Source organism: Diaphorobacter sp. JS3051, assembly GCF_015832135.1.
GTDB classification, from domain to species: domain Bacteria; phylum Pseudomonadota; class Gammaproteobacteria; order Burkholderiales; family Burkholderiaceae_C; genus Diaphorobacter; species Diaphorobacter nitroreducens.
This window is the reverse complement of record NZ_CP065406.1, coordinates 1,392,152-1,410,121: the sequence shown is the minus strand read 5'-3', so window position 1 is coordinate 1,410,121 and position 17,970 is coordinate 1,392,152. Positions and strand designations below refer to the sequence as shown.

The following is a 17,970-nucleotide window of genomic DNA, read 5'->3' as shown; positions in this document are numbered from 1 at the left end:
GCGCAACGCACCCTTGGGACGGGGAGGTGGGTTTACTTGGCGGCCAGGCTCTTGCTGCCGTCCTTGTGCCACTGGAAGACCTGGAAGTCGAAGCTGTTCAGGTCGCCCTGCTTGTTCCAGGACACGGGGCCCAGCACCGTTTCGATGGTGCTCTTGTGCAGGTGGTCGGCCACCTTGGCAGGGTTGTCACCCACGGCCTTGATGCTGTCCAGCAGTGCCTGGGTGGCGGCGAACGAGGTCAGCTGGAAGGCGCCGGACGCATTGCGCTTCTTGTCCTTGAAGGCGGCCACGACGGCAGCGTTCTTGGGGTTGGCAGCGAAGTCGGCCGGCAGCGTCACCAGCATGCCTTCCACGGCGTTACCGGCAATGGCGTTCACCTCAGGGTTGCCCACGCCCTCGGGGCCCATCATGCGCACCTTCAGGCCTTGCTCGCCGGCCTGGCGCAGCAGCAGGCCCATCTCGGGGTGGTAGCCGCCGTAGTACACGAAGTCCACGCCAGCGCTCTTGAGCTTGGTGATGACGGCGGAGTAGTCGCTGTCGCCGGCGTTGATGCCTTCGAACAGCGCCACGGTGATGCCTGCCTTCTTCAGGTCGTCACGCACGGAGGAGGCGATGCCCTGGCCATAGGACTGCTTGTCGTGCAGCACGGCGACCTTCTTGGGCTTGGCCTTTTCGGCGATGAACTTGGCAGCGGCAGGGCCCTGTTGGTCGTCACGGCCGATGGTGCGGAAGATGAAGTGGTAGTTCTTGCCGTCGGTGAGCGCCGGGGAGGTGGCCGACGGGGTGATGACGACCACGCCCTCGTTGTTGTAGATGGGAGCGGCAGCGATGGAGGCACCCGAGCACACCGGGCCGATCACGTAGCCGATCTTGGCATTCACCACACGGTTGGCGGCCACGGGGCCTTGCTTGGGTTCGCAGGCATCGTCGATGGAGACCAGCTCGATCTTCTTGCCGCCCACGCCGCCAGCGGCGTTGGCCATCTCGACGGCCGTTGTCACGCCTTCCTTGACCATGTCACCGTACTGCGTCAGCGGGCCAGTGGTGGGCATCACCATGGCGATCTTGACTTGCGCATGCGCGGTGGAGAACAAAGCGGCACCGGCCAGACCCAGTGCGGCAACGACGGTGTGCATGCGGAACGGAATGCTCATAGGACTCTTTCAACTTTGGGTAAAGCGGTCTGAAAAATCAACAGGCCCCGGTGGGGGCCTGAGACGTAGGCCGCAAAGATTAACGGGATGTGTGGCGTTGGCAACAGGGTAACCGGGGGTGGCCCTGCCGGAAGGTTTTTGCTAGTGTAGTGTTGCATTCTGTTTGGAACTTAATCGGCTATTGGCGCGGATGACCTTTTGCAGGATGTCGCGAGCGTTCTTGGTCCAGATGAACGGCTTGGGGTTGGTGTTGTGATGCGCGATGTACTCATCGATGGCCGAGACGAGTTCGGGCACGCTGGTGAACACCCCGCGGCGTAGCCGGTTCTCGGAGATGTCGCGAAAGAAGCGCTCGACCATGTTCAGCCACGATGCCGAGGTCGGCGTGAAGTGCATGTTGAATCTGGGGTGCTTGGCCAGCCACTCCTGCACAGCTGGATGCTTGTGCGTGGCGTAGTTGTCGGCGATCAGATGCAGCGTCTTGTCCTTGGGCGTCTCCCGATTGATTTGACGCAGGAACTTCAGCCACTCGATGTGGGTGTGGCGCTGCTGGCACTGGCCGATGACCTGACCGTTGAGCACGTTGAGCGCAGCGAACAAGGTGGTTGTGCCGTTGCGCTTGTAGTCGTGCGTCATGGTGGCCGCGCGCCCCTTCTTGAGCGGCAGCCCGGGCTGCGTTCGGTCCAGCGCCTGCACCTGGCTCTTTTCGTCGCAGCACAGCACCAGCGCATGCTCGGGCGGCGACATGTAAAGCCCCACGATGTCTTCGAGCTTTTGCACGAACTGCGGATCGCGCGAGACCTTGAAGCCGCGCACGATGTGAGGCTTGAGACCGTGGGCCTGCCAATGGCGCATCACGGTGCTGGCGCTGACGCCCAACTCAGCGGCCATCGTGCGCGTGCTCCAGTGCGTGGCCGCCTCGGGCTTGGTCTGTGTGGTTAGCTTCACAAGCTTGGCCACATCCACCTTCACCGGCGGTGCGCCGCGCGGCAAGTCGCGCTCGATACCTTGCAGCCCCAATTGCAGGTAGCGTTCACGCCAGCGCGCCACCTGCACGCGCCCAATGCCAAGCTGCTCGGCAATATCCTTGTTTTGCAGCCCCTGCGCGGCCAGCAGCACGATCTGGGCGCGCTGGGCCAATCTGACGCTGGTGCGCTTGGAGCGCGCCAGCCGGCTCAGCTCGCTTTCCTCTTCATCCGTCAACACAATCGTCGGGGCAACTCGCAATTTTTCACTCCAATGCAAACCGTAGTAGAGCATTGGAGCGTGGTTGCTCAATTAAGTTTCATTAAGAATCAAACACTACACTAGCGGGTTTGAGGCGGGTCAGTTTTGCGTGGAAATTAACAATCGAGGAGATGTCGCCCACCGAGCTGACGCTGGCGCACGAGGCCGTGCCGGCCCTCCAATGGCCGGCCATGACCATGGGCTTCAAGCTGAGCAGCCCGCAGCTCGCCGCGGGTCTTTCGGTTCGGCAGCAGGTGCGATTCACCTTCTCCAAGCAAGGTGAGGACTACGTGATCACGGCCATCGAAAAGGTGCAGCCATGATCGCCAAGCTGATTCGATGGTCGGTGGCCAATCGCTTCCTGGTGCTGCTGGCCACCGCCATGCTCACGGCATGGGGCGTGTGGGGCGTTCGCAGCACGCCCGTGGATGCGCTGCCGGACTTGTCAGACGTGCAGGTCATCATTCGCACCAACTACCCAGGACAGGCGCCGCAGATCGTCGAGAACCAGGTCACCTACCCGTTGGCCACCACCATGCTGTCGGTGCCAGGGGCCAAGACCGTGCGCGGCTTCTCGTTCTTTGGCGACTCGTTCGTCTATGTCTTGTTCGAGGACGGAACCGACCTGTACTGGGCCCGCTCACGGGTACTGGAATACCTGAACCAGGTCCAGGGCCGATTGCCCGCCACGGCGAAGCCGGCCCTGGGTCCGGACGCCACAGGCGTCGGCTGGATCTTCCAGTACGCGCTCGTGGATCGCACGGGCAAGAACGATCTGGCGCAACTGCGTGCGTTGCAGGACTGGTTCCTGAAGTTCGAACTCAAGAGCCTGCCCAACGTGGCCGAGGTGGCATCGGTGGGGGGCATGGTCAAGCAGTACCAGGTCGTGCTCGACCCGATCAAGTTGGCGTCCTATGGCCTCAGTCAGGCTCAAGTCCGCGATGCCCTGATGGCGGCCAACCAGGAGACCGGCGGCTCCGTCCTGGAATTGTCAGGCGCGGAGTACATGGTCCGCGCGAGCGGATACCTCAAGACCCTGGACGAGTTCCGGGAGATCCCCTTGACGGCACGCGGCGGTGTGCCGGTGCGGCTGGGGGATGTGGCGATGCTCCAGATAGGCCCGGAGATGCGGCGTGGCATTGCGGAACTCGACGGAGAAGGCGAGGTCGCCGGCGGCGTGGTGGTGCTGCGCTCCGGCAAGAATGCCCAGGAGACGATCGCTGCCGTCAAGGCCAAGCTGGCGGAGCTGCAGGGCAGCCTGCCGCCGGGCGTCGAGATCGTCACCACCTACGACCGCAGCGCGCTGATCGAGCGGGCCATTCGCAATCTCACGACCAAGCTGGGCGAAGAGTTTCTGGTGGTGGCGCTGGTCTGCGCACTGTTCCTTTGGCATCTTCGTTCTGCGCTGGTGGCCATCATCTCGCTACCTCTGGGCGTGATGACGGCGTTCCTGGTCATGCGCTACCAGGGCATCAACGCCAACATCATGTCGCTGGGGGGGATTGCCATCGCCGTGGGGGCGATGGTGGATGCAGCGGTGGTGATGATCGAGAACGCCCACAAGAAGCTGGAGGCTTGGCAGCACGCGCACCCGAATCAACGACTGCAGGGCAAGGAACGGTGGGACGTGATCACACAGGCCGCGGAGGAAGTCGGTCCTGCGCTCTTCTTCTCGCTGCTCATCATCACGCTCTCGTTCATCCCGGTCTTCACCCTAGAAGCGCAGGAAGGCCGGCTGTTCGGCCCGCTGGCATTCACCAAGACCTACGCGATGCCTGCGGCCGCAGGGCTGTCGGTGACGCTGATTCCCGTACTCATGGGCTACTGGATTCGCGGGCGTATCCCAGATGAGCAGAAGAACCCCATTACCCGCATCCTGATTGCAGCCTACCGGCCAGCACTGGAGTGGGTACTGCGCCGGCCCAAGGCGACGCTGCTGATCGCCGTGCTGGCCTTGGCGACCACGGCCTGGCCCTTGGCGCGGCTCGGCGGTGAGTTTCTGCCGAGGTTGGACGAAGGGGACCTGCTCTACATGCCCTCGGCCCTGCCGGGACTCTCGGCGCAGCGCGCCACGGAGTTGCTGCAGCTGAGCAACCGCATGATCAAGACCGTACCTGAAGTGGACAAGGTGTTCGGCAAGGCAGGACGGGCCGAAACTGCGACCGATCCGGCGCCCCTGGAGATGTTCGAGACCACGGTGAAGCTCAAGCCCAGGGAACAATGGCGTCCAGGCATGACGCCCGAGAAGCTCGTGGAAGAGCTGGATCGTGCCGTGAAGATCCCGGGCCTGTCCAATATATGGATTCCCCCTATCCGCAATCGCATCGATATGCTGGCTACCGGCATCAAGAGCCCGATCGGGGTGAAGGTGACTGGCAACGACCTGGGCGTGATCGATCGCATCGCTGCAGAGGTCGAGCAGGTCGCCAAGGGCATTCCCGGCGTGACGTCATCACTCGCGGAGCGCTTGACGGGCGGGCGCTACGTGGATGTTCAGATCGATCGCGTAGCCGCCGGTCGCTACGGCCTGAACATCGCCGATATCCAGGCGGTCATCGCCGGCGCGGTGGGTGGCGAAAACGTCTCGGAGACGGTCGAGGGGCTTGCCCGCTTTCCGATCAATCTGCGCTACGCGCGAGAATGGCGTGATTCACCACAACGGCTGGCAGAACTCCCCATCTTCACGCCGATGGGTCAGCAGATTACGTTGGGGACCGTGGCACGCATCGCGATCACCGATGGGCCGCCCATGCTCAAGAGCGAGAACGCACGGCCCTCCGGTTGGGTCTATGTCGATGTGCGCGGCCGTGATCTAGCCTCGGTGGCCAATGAACTGCGCGATGCCATCGGGCAGCAGGTCAAGCTGGAGCCGGGTGTGAGCATCACCTACTCCGGGCAGTTCGAATACATGGAGCGGGCCAATGCACGCCTGAAGGTTGTGGAGCCTGCCACCCTGTTGATCATCTTCGTTCTGTTGTACCTGACCTTCGCGCGTGTGGACGAAGCGGGCTTGATCATGGCGACTTTGCCCTTCGCGCTCACGGGGGGCATCTGGTTCCTGTACCTGCTGAATTACAACCTGTCCATCGCCACCGGCGTGGGATTCATCGCGCTGGCAGGTGTGGCGGCGGAGTTCGGCGTGGTGATGCTCATCTATCTGAAGCAGGCCTTGGCGGAACGTTGCCCCGATGGACGCGAACCGACGCGAGAAGAACTGCTCGATGCGATCCGGGAAGGGGCGGTGCTGCGCGTGCGCCCAAAAGCGATGACCGTTGCGGTCATCCTGGCGGGCCTGGTACCCATTGTTTGGAGCAGCGGCACGGGCTCTGAAGTCATGAGCCGCATAGCAGCCCCGATGCTCGGCGGGATGGTGACCGCACCGTTGCTGTCGCTGTTCGTGATTCCGGCTGCCTACCTGCTGATGCGTAAGCCACGCTAACGTTGCAACGCGGCAGGGCCTCACGACGAGGCCCTGCTGGACGCGAGGGATCAAGCCGCCCGCGCAGAAGCCGGGAGCATTTCTCTCTGGCAAGGACTTCCTATTGCATTGATCTTTACAAGAAAATAATCATCTGCTCATCACTCTGTCAGGGGTGACCTGAACAATGGTTAAGCAATTCATGCATTCAATCTTGGGGCACTGATCCATGGAATTGCGACACCTTCGTTGTTTTGTAGCCCTAGCAGAAGAGTTGCATTTCACCCGAGCGGCGGAGCGCCTGCATATCGAGCAACCCCCGCTGTCCCGAGCCATCAAGGAACTTGAGGATGAGTTAGGAGTGGTGCTCTTCGATCGAAATCGACGTGGAACTCTGCTGACCTCCGCGGGCGTCGCCTTTCTGCAGGACGTTCGCAGATTGTTTACCGTATTGGAACAAGCACGGGAGAACGTCAAAGCGGTAGCAGCGGGCTCACAAGGGAGCCTGCGCATCGCCGTATCCGACGGCGCGATTGATCCTCGGCTGTCGGCGTTCCTGGCCCATTGTCGCGAGGAAGAGCCGGAGATCGAGATTCGCCTGTCCGAAGTGCCCTTGGCCGAGCAAGTGCGAGGACTCCGATCAGGCGACTTCACCATCGGATTTGCGCACGCTGCCGATGTGGGCGAAGGCATCGTGGCCGAAACAATCTGGCAGGATCCATTGGTGGTCGCGATGCCTCCTAGGCACCCGCTGTTGTCGCACAAGAAGATTCCCCTGCACGAACTCGCCTGCCATCCTCTGGTGCTGTGCAACCCACAGGTATGCGAAGGCTACTGCCGTGAACTGGCCCGGCTCTTGCGGCCGCTGGAACGTGAACCCAACGTCGCTGAGCAGGTGTCTTCGCTCGACATGATGCTCACCTTGGTTGGCGCAGGCTATGGTGTCGGCTTCACAACCGCGGCCAGGATCGCAGTCAGCCAGCGTCCTGATGTCGTAGTCCGTCCCCTGGCCGTTGATTCGGCGGTGATCACCACCTATCTGCTTCGGCCCGATAGCGACGACTTGCCGGAGGCGCTGGAGCGATTTATCGTGCGCCTGCGCGAACACTCGGGTGACTGAGGGAAGGTGCTGCCCTTCGGAACGCTCGATCTCAGGCCTCGGTTGGATTGCGAAGATTGCTTTCCGTTGCCGCGATCAATTCGGCCGCACTGATCTTGAGCGCCATGGAAATTTTAAGTATGAGGGGGAGCGTGGGTACATGCTCGCCACGCTCGATCTTGCCCATGTGCGAGCGCGAAATGCCTGCCAGGGGCGTGTCCGAATTTTTGTGTAAACGGTTCGGACTTCAGTTGACGGAGATGCGGTCTCCGAACTGAATGGTAAAGCGGGTCAGCGCAGCCTTCCAATCCCGGATGGGCATGGTCCACTTCTGGCTGATGTTGCGCAGGGCCAGGTAGAACAGCTTGCTCAGCGCCTCATCGCTGGGGAATGAGCCCCGGTTCTTGGTCAGCTTCCTCAGGCCCATGTTCACCGACTCGATGGCGTTGGTGGTGTAGATGACCTTGCGGATTTCCGGCGGGTAGTCAAAGAACGGGATGAGTCGGCTCCAGTTCCTGCGCCAGGACTGGCCAATGGGCAGGTACTCGGCATCCCAGCGCTCCTCGAATTCCCCGAGCATCAGCTCGGCCTCCTCGGCGGTGGCGGCCGTGTAGATGCGGCGCAGGTCGGCAGCCACCTCTTTGCGGCGCTTCCATGAGACGTAGTTCAGGCTGTGGCGCACCATGTGAACGATGCATAGTTGCACCACCGCCTTGGGAAAGACGGCCTCAATGGCGTCAGGGAAGCCCTTGAGCCCATCGACGCAGGCGATGAAGATGTCCTGCACGCCCCGGTTGCGCAACTCGGTGACCACCTGCAGCCAGAACTTGGCGCCCTCGGTCTGGGCCAGCCACAGGCCCAGCACCTCCTTGTCGCCCGTCATGGTGATGCCGATGGCCAGGTACACCGCCTTGACCCGCACCGCGCCCTCGCGCACCTTCACATGGATGCAGTCCAGATAGACGATGGGATAAATCGGCTCCAGCGGTCGGGCCTGCCAGGCCTTGACCTCGTCGGCCACGGCATCTGTCACCGAGGAAATCAGGCTGGGTGAGACCTCGGTGCCGTACATCTCTTCGAGGTGGGCCTGTATCTCGCGCACCGTCATGCCACGGGCGTACAGCGAGATGATTTTGTCGTCGAAGCCGGCCCAGCGGGTCTGGTGCTTGGGGATGAGCTGAGGCTCGAAGCTGCCATGGCGGTCGCGTGGCACTTCGATGGGCAATTCGCCGAACTCGCCCTTGAGGGTCTTCTTGCTCTTGCCGTTGCGGGTGTTGCCAGCGGGGTTGGCCACCGCCTCGTTGCGTTCATGGCCCAGGTGCTCAGTCAGCTCAGCGTCCAGGGCTCGCTCGACCAGCAGCTTGGTAAGTTGCTTGAGCAGACCGTTCTCGCCGATGAGGTCTTCGGGCTTCTTGTAGTTGGCCAGCAGGCCAGACAGCAGTTCTTCGGGTACGTCGTGTTTCTTGGTGTTCATTGTGCTTACGGACAGGCCGGCTTACGCCGGCGGTGGATTGTCCGTTTACACAAAATTCTGCACACCCTCCCTGCCAGGGCTGCGAACTCGTCTTGAGCGATTGCTTGAGCGACACGCGCTGCGCGTACGGCCTGCCCAAACGCCATTGCTGGAGCGGACTCATACGTAGATGTGCCAGCGGGACGACCTGGCTGAATAGTGGGCTTCTGCATCAGCAGAAGCGTCGAATAATCCGCAAAAATTAACCACGTTAAAGTTATAGACGTTAAACTTCACTCTATTAATTCATGTTGGCTGAACCTGATCTGCTTTTTCGCTTTTATAGGCTCACATGCCCACCGTCATCAGCCAACCTCCCCATCTCAGGCTTGCGATAGCGCCAGGCGTAACGTCATCGAGGCTTTCGGACCTGCTTGCGCTCCAACGCGCCGAAGAGCCAGAGGTCACCATAGCGCTCCTTGAGGTCAGAGGTGACGAGATTCTTGCGGGACTGAAGGATGGCCATTACGACGCAGCGATGTCGCTTCAAGGAGCGACCGATTCGGCTCTCCATACACAACCCTTGTGGATCGAGCACATGGCAGTTGCTATGCCGTTGCGATCCTCTTTGATGGATCACGCCAAGCTCGCGATCGCCGATTTGCTGGATCACCCTGTCTTCCGCTGGCAGGCAGAGAGTTGCCCTTTGCTGGATCAGCGGTTGTCTTCACTTCCTGCGGTGAGGCAGCAGAGCACGCAGTACGTGGCTTCCTTCGAGATGCTGGCGCTCAAGGTCGCCGCAGGCTATGGCGTGGGAATCTCTACGCAATCGCGCATCGAGCGCGCTCACGGATGGGGACTCAGTATGCGATCGCTCGCCGACGGCCCCTACGAGGTCGTGACGTACCTCCAGCGGCCCTACGTACAAGCCACTCCGGCGACCGAGCGGTTCGAGCGCAGAGCGCTGCAGGTTGCAGTTACGATCTGATAGTGACAGGCGAGGCGGGCGCGATCAGCACACTGTCCTGAACCGGCTGCGGTACTCGGCCGGCGTGGTGCCCAGGGTCCTGCGGAATGCGCGGTTGAGCGCGTCAGTGGTATTGAAGCCGCAGGTTGTGGCAATCCGTTCAAGCGGTTCGTCGGTGGTTTCCAACCGATTGCGCGCCATCTCCACGCGCACCGATTCAATGTAAGCGGCCGGCGTCATGTTCAATTCCGTCTTGAAGATGCGGGTCAGTTGCCGATCGCTTACATGTGCCTGTTCGGCCAGTTCCGCGATGCTCATGGGCTTACCGATGCAGCGCATGATGTAGTGGCGCAGCGCATCCATGCGCCGGGTCTTGGACGCCGGTTCCAGCGAGGCACTGAATTGGCTTTGCCCACTCGGGCGCTTTAGGAACATCACCAGTTGGCGCGCCACGCGCAGCGCCAACCGCTCGCCGAAGTCATCGGCGACCAAAGCCAACGCCAGGTCCAGACAGGCGGTCAGGCCGGCGCCGGTCCAGACATCACGGTCGCGGATGAAGATCGGGTCGGCATCCACCTTGACCTCCGGGTGCTCGTCAGCGAGTTGTTGCGCGGTGGACCAATGTGTGGTGACACGACGGCCTTCGAGCAGGCCTGCCGCAGCCAGGACATGCGCGCCCACGCACACGGACGCGAGGCGTCGGGTATGGCCTGCAAGCGCCCTCACAGATACCACCACCGAAGGCGCTACGACGGCGCGCACGCGTCGCTGCGCATCGACCTCGACCGCGCCCGGCACCACGAGGGTGTCGATCCTACGGGGGGCGAGGTCGGCGAATGTCGTATCGGGCAGTACACGCACACCGGCCGAAGTCATGACGGGCGCAAGCGTCGCAGCCGCCAACACCACCTCGTAGCCCGTCGGCTCGTCCATCTCGCGCTGAAGAAGTGAGAACACCTCGGCCGGACCGGTCACGTCCAGCAGATAGACGTGCTCGAACAGCACCATGACGATGAGGCGCTTGATGTTTGCCATGCTGCAAGCTCCGTGGGTGCCCGCGCACCGCAATGTCTGAATCTACATGTTAGATGACATTGCCGACATTCCGCTGCGCTTCTAGTGTAGTGTTTGATTCTTAATGAAACTTAATTGAGCAACCACGCTCCAATGCTCTACTACGGTTTGCATTGGAGTGAAAAATTGCGAGTTGCCCCGACGATTGTGTTGACGGATGAAGAGGAAAGCGAGCTGAGCCGGCTGGCGCGCTCCAAGCGCACCAGCGTCAGATTGGCCCAGCGCGCCCAGATCGTGCTGCTGGCCGCGCAGGGGCTGCAAAACAAGGATATTGCCGAGCAGCTTGGCATTGGGCGCGTGCAGGTGGCGCGCTGGCGTGAACGCTACCTGCAATTGGGGCTGCAAGGTATCGAGCGCGACTTGCCGCGCGGCGCACCGCCGGTGAAGGTGGATGTGGCCAAGCTTGTGAAGCTAACCACACAGACCAAGCCCGAGGCGGCCACGCACTGGAGCACGCGCACGATGGCCGCTGAGTTGGGCGTCAGCGCCAGCACCGTGATGCGCCATTGGCAGGCCCACGGTCTCAAGCCTCACATCGTGCGCGGCTTCAAGGTCTCGCGCGATCCGCAGTTCGTGCAAAAGCTCGAAGACATCGTGGGGCTTTACATGTCGCCGCCCGAGCATGCGCTGGTGCTGTGCTGCGACGAAAAGAGCCAGGTGCAGGCGCTGGACCGAACGCAGCCCGGGCTGCCGCTCAAGAAGGGGCGCGCGGCCACCATGACGCACGACTACAAGCGCAACGGCACAACCACCTTGTTCGCTGCGCTCAACGTGCTCAACGGTCAGGTCATCGGCCAGTGCCAGCAGCGCCACACCCACATCGAGTGGCTGAAGTTCCTGCGTCAAATCAATCGGGAGACGCCCAAGGACAAGACGCTGCATCTGATCGCCGACAACTACGCCACGCACAAGCATCCAGCTGTGCAGGAGTGGCTGGCCAAGCACCCCAGATTCAACATGCACTTCACGCCGACCTCGGCATCGTGGCTGAACATGGTCGAGCGCTTCTTTCGCGACATCTCCGAGAACCGGCTACGCCGCGGGGTGTTCACCAGCGTGCCCGAACTCGTCTCGGCCATCGATGAGTACATCGCGCATCACAACACCAACCCCAAGCCGTTCATCTGGACCAAGAACGCTCGCGACATCCTGCAAAAGGTCATCCGCGCCAATAGCCGATTAAGTTCCAAACAGAATGCAACACTACACTAGAGGCCGCGCAACACGCCCAACTGGTCAGCACCCTGCTGGGCACGCTCACAGCCAGCACCACGCCCGAAGAGCTGGCCGCCAACTGGCAGCGCGTGGCCCAGCACTTCGACCTGCTGCTGGACCGCCCCGAAGCCATCGACGCCCTGGAGCAAACCCTGCTGCAACTGGCCGTGCGCGGCCTGCTCGTACCCCAAGACCCCACCGACGAACCCGCCAGCACCCTGCTGCAAAAAATCCGCACCGAAAAAGACCGCCTCATCGCCACCGGCCAGATCAAGCGCGACAAACCCCTACCCCCCATCACTGACGAGGAAAAGCCGTTTGAGTTGCCGGTGGGGTGGGAGTGGGTGCGACTTGCAAATATCGCTGACAGCCGACTTGGCAAGATGTTGGACAAAGCGAAGAACTCAGGAAGGCGTTATCCCTACCTGCGCAACACCAATGTTCAGTGGCACCACATCGATCTTGATGACATCAAAGAGATCAGCCTGGAGGCCAGCGAGCTTGCTGAGTATCGATTGATGCCAGGAGATTTGCTTATTTGTGAAGGCGGGTATCCTGGGCGCTGTGCAATATGGCGTGACCCCGATCGCGAGATGTACTTTCAAAAGGCGCTGCACCGGGTCCGTCCACGAGGTGGCATTGCGGTGGAATTAATCGCAATTGCTTTGGAGTCAGATTCAAGAGCTGGGAACCTAGACAAACACTTCACAGGGGCCACGATCAAGCACTTTGTTGGACAGGCGCTTGATCGGTACGTGCTTGCGCTTCCCCCACTCGCCGAACAATCCCGCATCGTCACCCGCGTCACCGCCCTGCGCCGCCTGTGCGCCAACCTGCGCCAGCGCTTGGCCGAACGTCAGTCCGTGCAGGCCCGTCTGGCCGAGGCGCTGGTGCAAGAGGTCGCCTGACCATGTCTTGGGTAGGCGAAGCCACGGGCCTGTGGGGTGTGCTCAGCAAGGGCTGGGACTGGTGGCGGGGCAGGCGCGACCCGGCCCGTCGCGCGGCTCAGCGCCTGATCCGTGCCTTTGAGGCGCATGGCGTGCCTCGGCAGTAGATCATTCGCCTGGTGCCCGCCGCTATCGCCCAGGCCAAGCCTGGGCTGGGTATGGCCGATTGCTCGTCGCCTGAGCAACTCAAGCCCAAGCTGACCCCGGCATTGCTGGATTGGGCGGCAGGTTATTTGAATCTGCGCAGGGATTGGTTGGACGGCAGGGAGGATGTGCCGCCGCACTTGGTTGTAGACCATTACAAGCACCCCTCCCGATACGGACCTTGGCTGCAGGCGCGCAAGGCGGAAGCGCCGGACGTGCAACGCTATTTGTCCGTCTGGAAAGCCTACGGGACCCCGGTAGGGCCGGGTGCGGATGGTCCACTGTGTCTTGTCTATGAGGAAACCATCGCAGGGCTGGACGGCATGGAGCGGTCGCGTTACTGGCTGTTGGCCGATGGATGGACCATGGGCCATGCCCCCTGTGTGGAAAACCTGGCGGCCGTGGTGCATGTGGCGCAGCAGGCGGGTGTGCTGGTGGTGGGCAAGGAGTTGAGGGCGCCTGACCTGGTGCGCCTGCAAGAAGGCCAAGCGGTGGTGCCGGAACTGCTGCAGCGCACGCCGGGCAGTTGGTATCCCACCGATCTGGTGAACTCACCTCCCCAGCACGATTCGCCGTGGCGTCAGGCTATATGGCATGGTGGGCAGGGTTTGTTGGCGCGGCCAGACACCGTCACTGCGTTCCAGGCCGCAACGCCTGCGGCAGAGCCTCTCGATCAGGCTGGCCAGTAGAGCTTGCGCACCTGTCGCGCAGCGGGAAATCGAAGACGGCCGAGTCAGCGCTGGAGCAGGCCCTGATCGCGCGCTTCGCCACGCTGGGCCGAGTACCCGAGCCGTTCCTACTGCGTTCGGACAATGGGTTGGTCTTCACCAGCCGCAGCTTCACGGCCCTGGGAAGCTGCGGACTGCGTCAAGAATTCATCACGCGGCACAGCCCTGAGCAGAACGGTCTGGTCGAGCGGGTGATCCGCATGCTCAAGGAGCAGTGCGTGCATCGGCATCGCTTCGACTCGCTGCAGCATGCCAGTCGCCTGATCGGGGACTGGATCCATTTCTACAACCACCGGCGCCCGCACCAGGCGCTGAACGTGAGAACCCCCGCTGAGGCATTCGCATTAGCGGCATGACCTGTGACCTGTGCAGTTTCTGCTGGGTCAACAGTATGTGGAGATGCCGGCAAAAGTACCAACTTTTTGTTGGTATGTCACGGTACGCGGTGAAACGGCTTGAGACAACAAAAAACCCGCAACGCTAGGAAGCATGCGGGCTCTAAAAGGTCGTGAGATTGTGTGGAGGTCTGTTTTGGCCTGCCCGGAGGGACTCGAACCCCCGACCTATTGCTTAGAAGGCAATTGCTCTATCCGGTTGAGCTACGGGCAGATGATGCAGGTATGCGGTGCGAGCGGTGATGTGCGCGCTCGAAGTGCAGGATCATACAGGCGCCCGGAGCGCTTCCGCGCCAGCCTGCGCAGCCCATGAAATAGAAGACGGCATGCGGGTGCTGTGTATGATGCCAAATATGCCTTTAGCGCTTATCCAGCAAGCGCAAGCAGCTATCATTTAAAGAGTGGCCGCAGTCTGGCGTGCTCTTCAGTCCATCTCCTCAAACACCAGCGATGGAGGTGCCATGACCCGTGCCACATCGCCGAGCTGGCCGATGACATGGTTGGCGAAATAGCTGTTCTGCGTATCGGGCTCCAGCGCTGCCACGGCCAGATTGGCCAAGGGCTGGTTGAGAGACACGTAGTAGCTGCCTCCCGGCACGTCGATGGCGCTGCGCATGGGGGTCACGGTGGCGCGGATGATCGGGCGGGCGCCAGGGATGGCTCCGCGCACGTCCTCTCGCTCGGAGCTCTCCCGGCTGGTTTCCTCATAGATGTCGGCCAGTACGGAGCCCGCCTCGGCGACGTGCATCACCTGGATGCCCAGCAGCTTCAGGCGCTCCACTGCATCCGTTGCGCCGCTTGCCAACCAATAGCCGCAGGGGCGGTGGCGTTTTTTGACCGGCTTGAGTTGCAGCGAGGAATTCCAATCCACGCGCAGGGTCCGGTCTGCGCCGGTCTGTGGGTCCAGCATGACCAGGTCGCGCTGGCCGGGGGTTTGCGTGGCTTCCACCACGATCTCGCCACGGCATGCCTGGGAGGCAATGTCCCGCGCTTCATAGGAGCGCACCTGCTCCAAGTCGGCGGCGCGGTCCACGGTGCTGCGCAGTGCACTGGTGAGGGCCGTCACCTGCGAGTGCACGCGCCGCTGGATGTGGGTGCGGCCAATGCCCACGCCGCGCGTTTCCACGAGCATGCTGACGGCGTTCTTCAGACCATTCACGTTGCGGCCGGTATCGGGTTGCGTCCCTCCCATGGACAGGCGAAGGTCTTCGGCGCGGGTCGAGGTGGTGTAGTACCACTCCTGGCTCAGGCCTTCCGCTTCCAGGGCCCTGATCATGGGGTGGTGGAACCATTCCAGAGCTGCCTTGGTCATGAATTCCGGCAGGTTAGCCGTCGTTGCGTGCTGCAGCAGCACGTCGTAGCGTTGGATGGCATGGAATTTCTCGAGGAACCGTCCGGTGACGGTGTATTCATGCGCATCGAAAATGGCGATCGGGCGATAGTTGCGCACCAGTTTGGCGAGTGCCTGGGCCTCCGGAGTTTGCAAAAGCAGGTGGTCCCGGTTCATGTCGATGCCGTTGGACGTGGCTCGTGTGCCGGCCTCGGCTCCGTCGGGATTCGCGCGGGGAACGACGATCACGTTGATGCGCTCCAGCATGGGCTCCAGCAGACCCTGTGCCAGTTCGCGCGCCAGTACGAGCAATGCCTCGCTGCCGGCGGGTTCGTCGCCATGTTGCTGCCCAAGCAGCAGCACCGTGGGGCGGCGGCTGGCGTCCAGCGCGGCCACGTTGGTGCCAGCCGCGCGGGTCAGCACCAGGCCGTGCAAGGGTGTGCCGCGCTGCGATACCCCCAGGTCCAGCATTTGCACACGGGTCGTGCCGCGCTGCGCCGTGGCCAGATTACGCAGCCATTGGGTGAGTTCGGCGTTGGTGGTGAAAGCCTGGCGCCCCTCGGCGAGCCCCGGCGTTTCGTACCGCACGGAAGGCGCGGGAAAGCGTGCCGCGACAGCCGCGCTGTAGGGGAGCGCGGTGGAGGCCGGCTCGGTGGCCGGGGCGACGGGCGTTACCGTGACCGGGCTGGGCACGACTTCGCCACGCTGCACTGTTCCCAGCGGCGGCGGTACGGCGCGGGACGTTTGCGGACCAGTGGGCGCGGGGGGGGAGGACTGCGCGGGCCACGGAGGCAGGGGCGTGCTGGAGCAGGCGGACAGCAGGAATGCGCCCAGCAGCGCGGTAGCGCGGTGCCGTGCAGCGATTGCGGCGATTGGCAGCGCGTAAGTGTGGGAGAGCAGATTCTTCGGCGTCATGGTGGGCGTGGCGGAAGTGGTGCTGGGGCGGATGTTACCCGGCAGCTTTGATGTCCTGCGCGTGCGGCGGGGTGGTTGGCTCAGGGGCCATGGAAAAAAGCCCGGCTGTGCCGGGCTTTCTGTTGTCGTGAAGGTCTCAGCGGCCGAAGCCGCCGCCGCGTGGGCCGCGGCCACCACCGCCGCCGCCGTTGCCACGGCCGAAGCCGCCCCGACGCCCGCGGTCCGCCATGCTGTCCACGCTGGTGCGCATGGGGTCCGGCTGGCTGGCACGGCCGCTGCCATGGCGTGGGCCGATGCCAATGTTGCCGAGCTGCGTGCCCAGGTGAGCGTTCTCGCTGCGAGGCTGGCTGTCGTCGAAACGGCGATTTCCGCCATTACCGCCATTACCCCCGCCATTGCCTGCACCAGCGGGACCGCCGCGGCGGCGGCCACCGGCCGTGTTCTGCGGACGTTGCTGATCACGTGGACCGGCAGTACGGCCTGCATTGCCTGCGTTGCCGCCGCGGCCCCCGCTGCCGTTCTGACCCCCGGCGCGCTGCTGGCCTTCGCCCTGGCCACCGCCTTGGCGCGAACCGCGCTGGCCGCCAGTGGCCGCCTTGTTGGTGCGGATGCGCTCCATCATCTCCTGGCGTGCCGCCTTGGCCGCTGCCTGCATGACTTCGCGGCTGGGCGGCTTGCCCGCGCCGCCCCAGATGGTCTGGCGGCCCATGGCGATGGGCTCGGCCTTCTCTCCCTCGTCCGGGCCAAAGCCGTCGATCACCTGCACGGGGATTTCCTGCTTGGTGAAGCGCTCGATCTCCATCATGAAACCTTCCTCGTCCATGCAGACGAGGCTCACGGCATGGCCCTCGCGGCCGGCGCGGCCCGTGCGGCCGATGCGGTGCACATAGTCCTCGGGCACGTTGGGGATTTCGTAGTTCACGACGTGCGGCAGGTCGTCGATGTCGATGCCGCGTGCCGCGATGTCGGTAGCCACCAGGGCACGGATCTGGCCCGTCTTGAAGCCCTCCAGCGCCTGGGTGCGGGCGCTCTGGCTCTTGTTGCCATGCAGCGCCATGGCCGAAACGCCGTTCTTGGTCAGGTACTCGGCCACGTTGTTGGCGCCGAACTTGGTGCGCGTGAACACCAGCACCTGGCTCCAGTCGTGCTCCTGGATGATGTGCAGCAGCACCTGCTTCTTCTTGCCGCGCCCCACGGGGTGGATCACCTGGCTGATGCGTTGCACCGTGGTGTTGCGCGGGGTGACCTGGATGCTCTGCGGGTTCTTGAGCAGTGAGTTGGCCAGTTCACGGATGTCGTCGCTGAACGTGGCCGAGAACAGCAGGCTTTGCTTGGACTGGGGCAGCAGCGCCAGCACCTTCTTCACGTCGTGGATGAAGCCCATGTCGAGCATGCGGTCGGCTTCGTCCAACACCAGGATCTCGACGGTGGACAGGTCCATGAAGCCTTGCTGCTGCAGGTCCAGCAGGCGGCCAGGGGTAGCCACCAGCACGTCCACGCCGCGCTTGATGCGTTCGATCTGCGGGTTCATACCGACGCCGCCGAAGATCACAGTGGAGTTCAGATCCAGGTATTTGCCGTAGCCGCGCACGGATTCTTCGACCTGCGCTGCCAGCTCCCGCGTGGGCGTGAGCACCAGGGCGCGCACACCCTTGCCGCCAAACTGGCTGCGTGGGGCTTGGCCTTCGGCCAGGCGGTGCAGCATGGGCAGCGTGAACGCGGCGGTCTTGCCGGTGCCGGTCTGTGCGCCGGCGAGAAGGTCGTGTCCAGCGAGGACGGCTGGGATGGCCTGGGCCTGGATAGGGGTCGGGTTGTCGTAGCCTTGTTCTTGCACGGCCCGCAAAATGGCCGGCGCCAGCTTCAGTTCTTCAAATGTCATGTAATTGGATGCGCCCATCCGGGGC

The 17,970-nt window shown here is 62.8% G+C and carries 14 protein-coding genes, 1 tRNA gene and 3 pseudogenes; 9 read left to right on the top strand and 9 right to left on the bottom strand.

What is annotated here, in order from left to right; genetic code table 11:
- Positions 1 to 32: 32 nt before the first annotated feature.
- Both I3K84_RS06650 and I3K84_RS06645 read right to left on the bottom strand, forming a co-directional pair.
- Positions 33 to 1,154: a branched-chain amino acid ABC transporter substrate-binding protein gene (locus tag I3K84_RS06650; protein WP_011806374.1), complete on the bottom strand. Its 1,122-nt coding sequence runs from the start codon at positions 1,152 to 1,154 to the stop codon at positions 33 to 35.
- Between the two features lie 141 nt (positions 1,155 to 1,295).
- On the bottom strand, positions 1,296 to 2,414 hold the full coding sequence (locus I3K84_RS06645) for an IS630 family transposase (RefSeq protein WP_231403305.1): 1,119 nt from the start codon (positions 2,412 to 2,414) through the stop codon (positions 1,296 to 1,298).
- A gap of 86 nt (positions 2,415 to 2,500) precedes the next feature.
- Here I3K84_RS06645 and I3K84_RS06640 point away from each other — a divergent pair.
- From I3K84_RS06640 to I3K84_RS06630, 3 genes and pseudogenes are all read left to right on the top strand, one after another.
- Positions 2,501 to 2,704 (top strand): annotated as a pseudogene (locus I3K84_RS06640) (copper-binding protein); the annotation flags it as partial.
- On the top strand, positions 2,701 to 5,820 hold the full coding sequence (locus I3K84_RS06635; RefSeq protein ID WP_011804653.1) for an efflux RND transporter permease subunit: 3,120 nt from the start codon (positions 2,701 to 2,703) through the stop codon (positions 5,818 to 5,820). The pseudogene I3K84_RS06640 and the gene I3K84_RS06635, both read left to right, overlap by 4 nt.
- Before the next feature lie 208 nt (positions 5,821 to 6,028).
- Positions 6,029 to 6,919, top strand: a complete 891-nt coding sequence (locus I3K84_RS06630) for a LysR family transcriptional regulator (protein ID WP_196995157.1) — start codon at positions 6,029 to 6,031, stop codon at positions 6,917 to 6,919.
- 31 nt (positions 6,920 to 6,950) lie between these two features.
- On the opposite strand, the pseudogene I3K84_RS06625 reads toward I3K84_RS06630, so the two are convergent.
- The 3 genes and pseudogenes from I3K84_RS06625 to I3K84_RS22215 all read right to left on the bottom strand — a co-directional run.
- Positions 6,951 to 7,106: pseudogene (locus I3K84_RS06625) on the bottom strand (helix-turn-helix domain-containing protein); the annotation flags it as partial.
- 39 nt (positions 7,107 to 7,145) lie between these two features.
- The gene (locus tag I3K84_RS06620; protein WP_103738104.1) at positions 7,146 to 8,372 is read right to left on the bottom strand and encodes an IS256 family transposase; all 1,227 of its coding nucleotides are present in this window, start codon (positions 8,370 to 8,372) and stop codon (positions 7,146 to 7,148) included.
- Positions 8,373 to 8,440: 68 nt separating this feature from the next.
- Positions 8,441 to 8,584, bottom strand: a pseudogene (locus tag I3K84_RS22215) (transcriptional regulator); the annotation flags it as partial.
- A gap of 119 nt (positions 8,585 to 8,703) precedes the next feature.
- Between I3K84_RS22215 and I3K84_RS06615 the strand changes: the two are divergent.
- Complete coding sequence (locus tag I3K84_RS06615) at positions 8,704 to 9,339, top strand: LysR substrate-binding domain-containing protein (RefSeq protein ID WP_035624309.1); 636 nt, start codon at positions 8,704 to 8,706, stop codon at positions 9,337 to 9,339.
- A gap of 24 nt (positions 9,340 to 9,363) precedes the next feature.
- Here I3K84_RS06615 and I3K84_RS06610 read toward each other — a convergent pair whose 3' ends face one another.
- Positions 9,364 to 10,353: a GlxA family transcriptional regulator gene (locus I3K84_RS06610; RefSeq protein ID WP_009516242.1), complete on the bottom strand. Its 990-nt coding sequence runs from the start codon at positions 10,351 to 10,353 to the stop codon at positions 9,364 to 9,366.
- 132 nt (positions 10,354 to 10,485) lie between these two features.
- Between I3K84_RS06610 and I3K84_RS06605 the strand changes: the two genes are divergently transcribed.
- The 5 genes from I3K84_RS06605 (at position 10,486) to I3K84_RS06585 (ending at position 13,782) form a co-directional block, all read left to right on the top strand.
- Positions 10,486 to 11,604 carry an IS630 family transposase gene (locus tag I3K84_RS06605; protein WP_231403305.1) on the top strand — a complete coding sequence of 373 codons (1,119 nt, stop codon included), beginning with the start codon at positions 10,486 to 10,488 and terminating at the stop codon, positions 11,602 to 11,604.
- 92 nt (positions 11,605 to 11,696) lie between these two features.
- Positions 11,697 to 12,515 (top strand): restriction endonuclease subunit S, encoded by an 819-nt coding sequence (locus tag I3K84_RS06600; protein ID WP_196995756.1) that lies wholly within the window; start codon positions 11,697 to 11,699, stop codon positions 12,513 to 12,515.
- Positions 12,516 to 12,517: 2 nt separating this feature from the next.
- Complete coding sequence (locus tag I3K84_RS06595; protein WP_172206607.1) at positions 12,518 to 12,661, top strand: hypothetical protein; 144 nt, start codon at positions 12,518 to 12,520, stop codon at positions 12,659 to 12,661.
- Between the two features lie 12 nt (positions 12,662 to 12,673).
- Entirely contained in the window at positions 12,674 to 13,387 is a 714-nt protein-coding gene (locus I3K84_RS06590) for a hypothetical protein (protein WP_196996148.1), read from the top strand.
- A 128-nt stretch (positions 13,388 to 13,515) separates the two neighbouring features.
- Positions 13,516 to 13,782, top strand: a complete 267-nt coding sequence (locus I3K84_RS06585; RefSeq protein WP_231403419.1) for an integrase core domain-containing protein — start codon at positions 13,516 to 13,518, stop codon at positions 13,780 to 13,782.
- Positions 13,783 to 13,958: 176 nt separating this feature from the next.
- Here I3K84_RS06585 and I3K84_RS06580 read toward each other — a convergent pair.
- From I3K84_RS06580 to I3K84_RS06570, 3 genes are all read right to left on the bottom strand, one after another.
- Positions 13,959 to 14,035: transfer RNA gene (locus I3K84_RS06580), tRNA-Arg, on the bottom strand.
- Positions 14,036 to 14,245: 210 nt separating this feature from the next.
- Positions 14,246 to 16,066, bottom strand: coding sequence for a M14 family zinc carboxypeptidase (locus I3K84_RS06575; protein WP_196995755.1), 1,821 nt, complete (start codon positions 16,064 to 16,066; stop codon positions 14,246 to 14,248).
- A 136-nt stretch (positions 16,067 to 16,202) separates the two neighbouring features.
- A complete protein-coding gene (locus I3K84_RS06570) occupies positions 16,203 to 17,945 on the bottom strand; it encodes a DEAD/DEAH box helicase (protein WP_172206610.1) in 1,743 nt (580 codons plus the stop codon).
- Positions 17,946 to 17,970 lie beyond the last annotated feature (25 nt).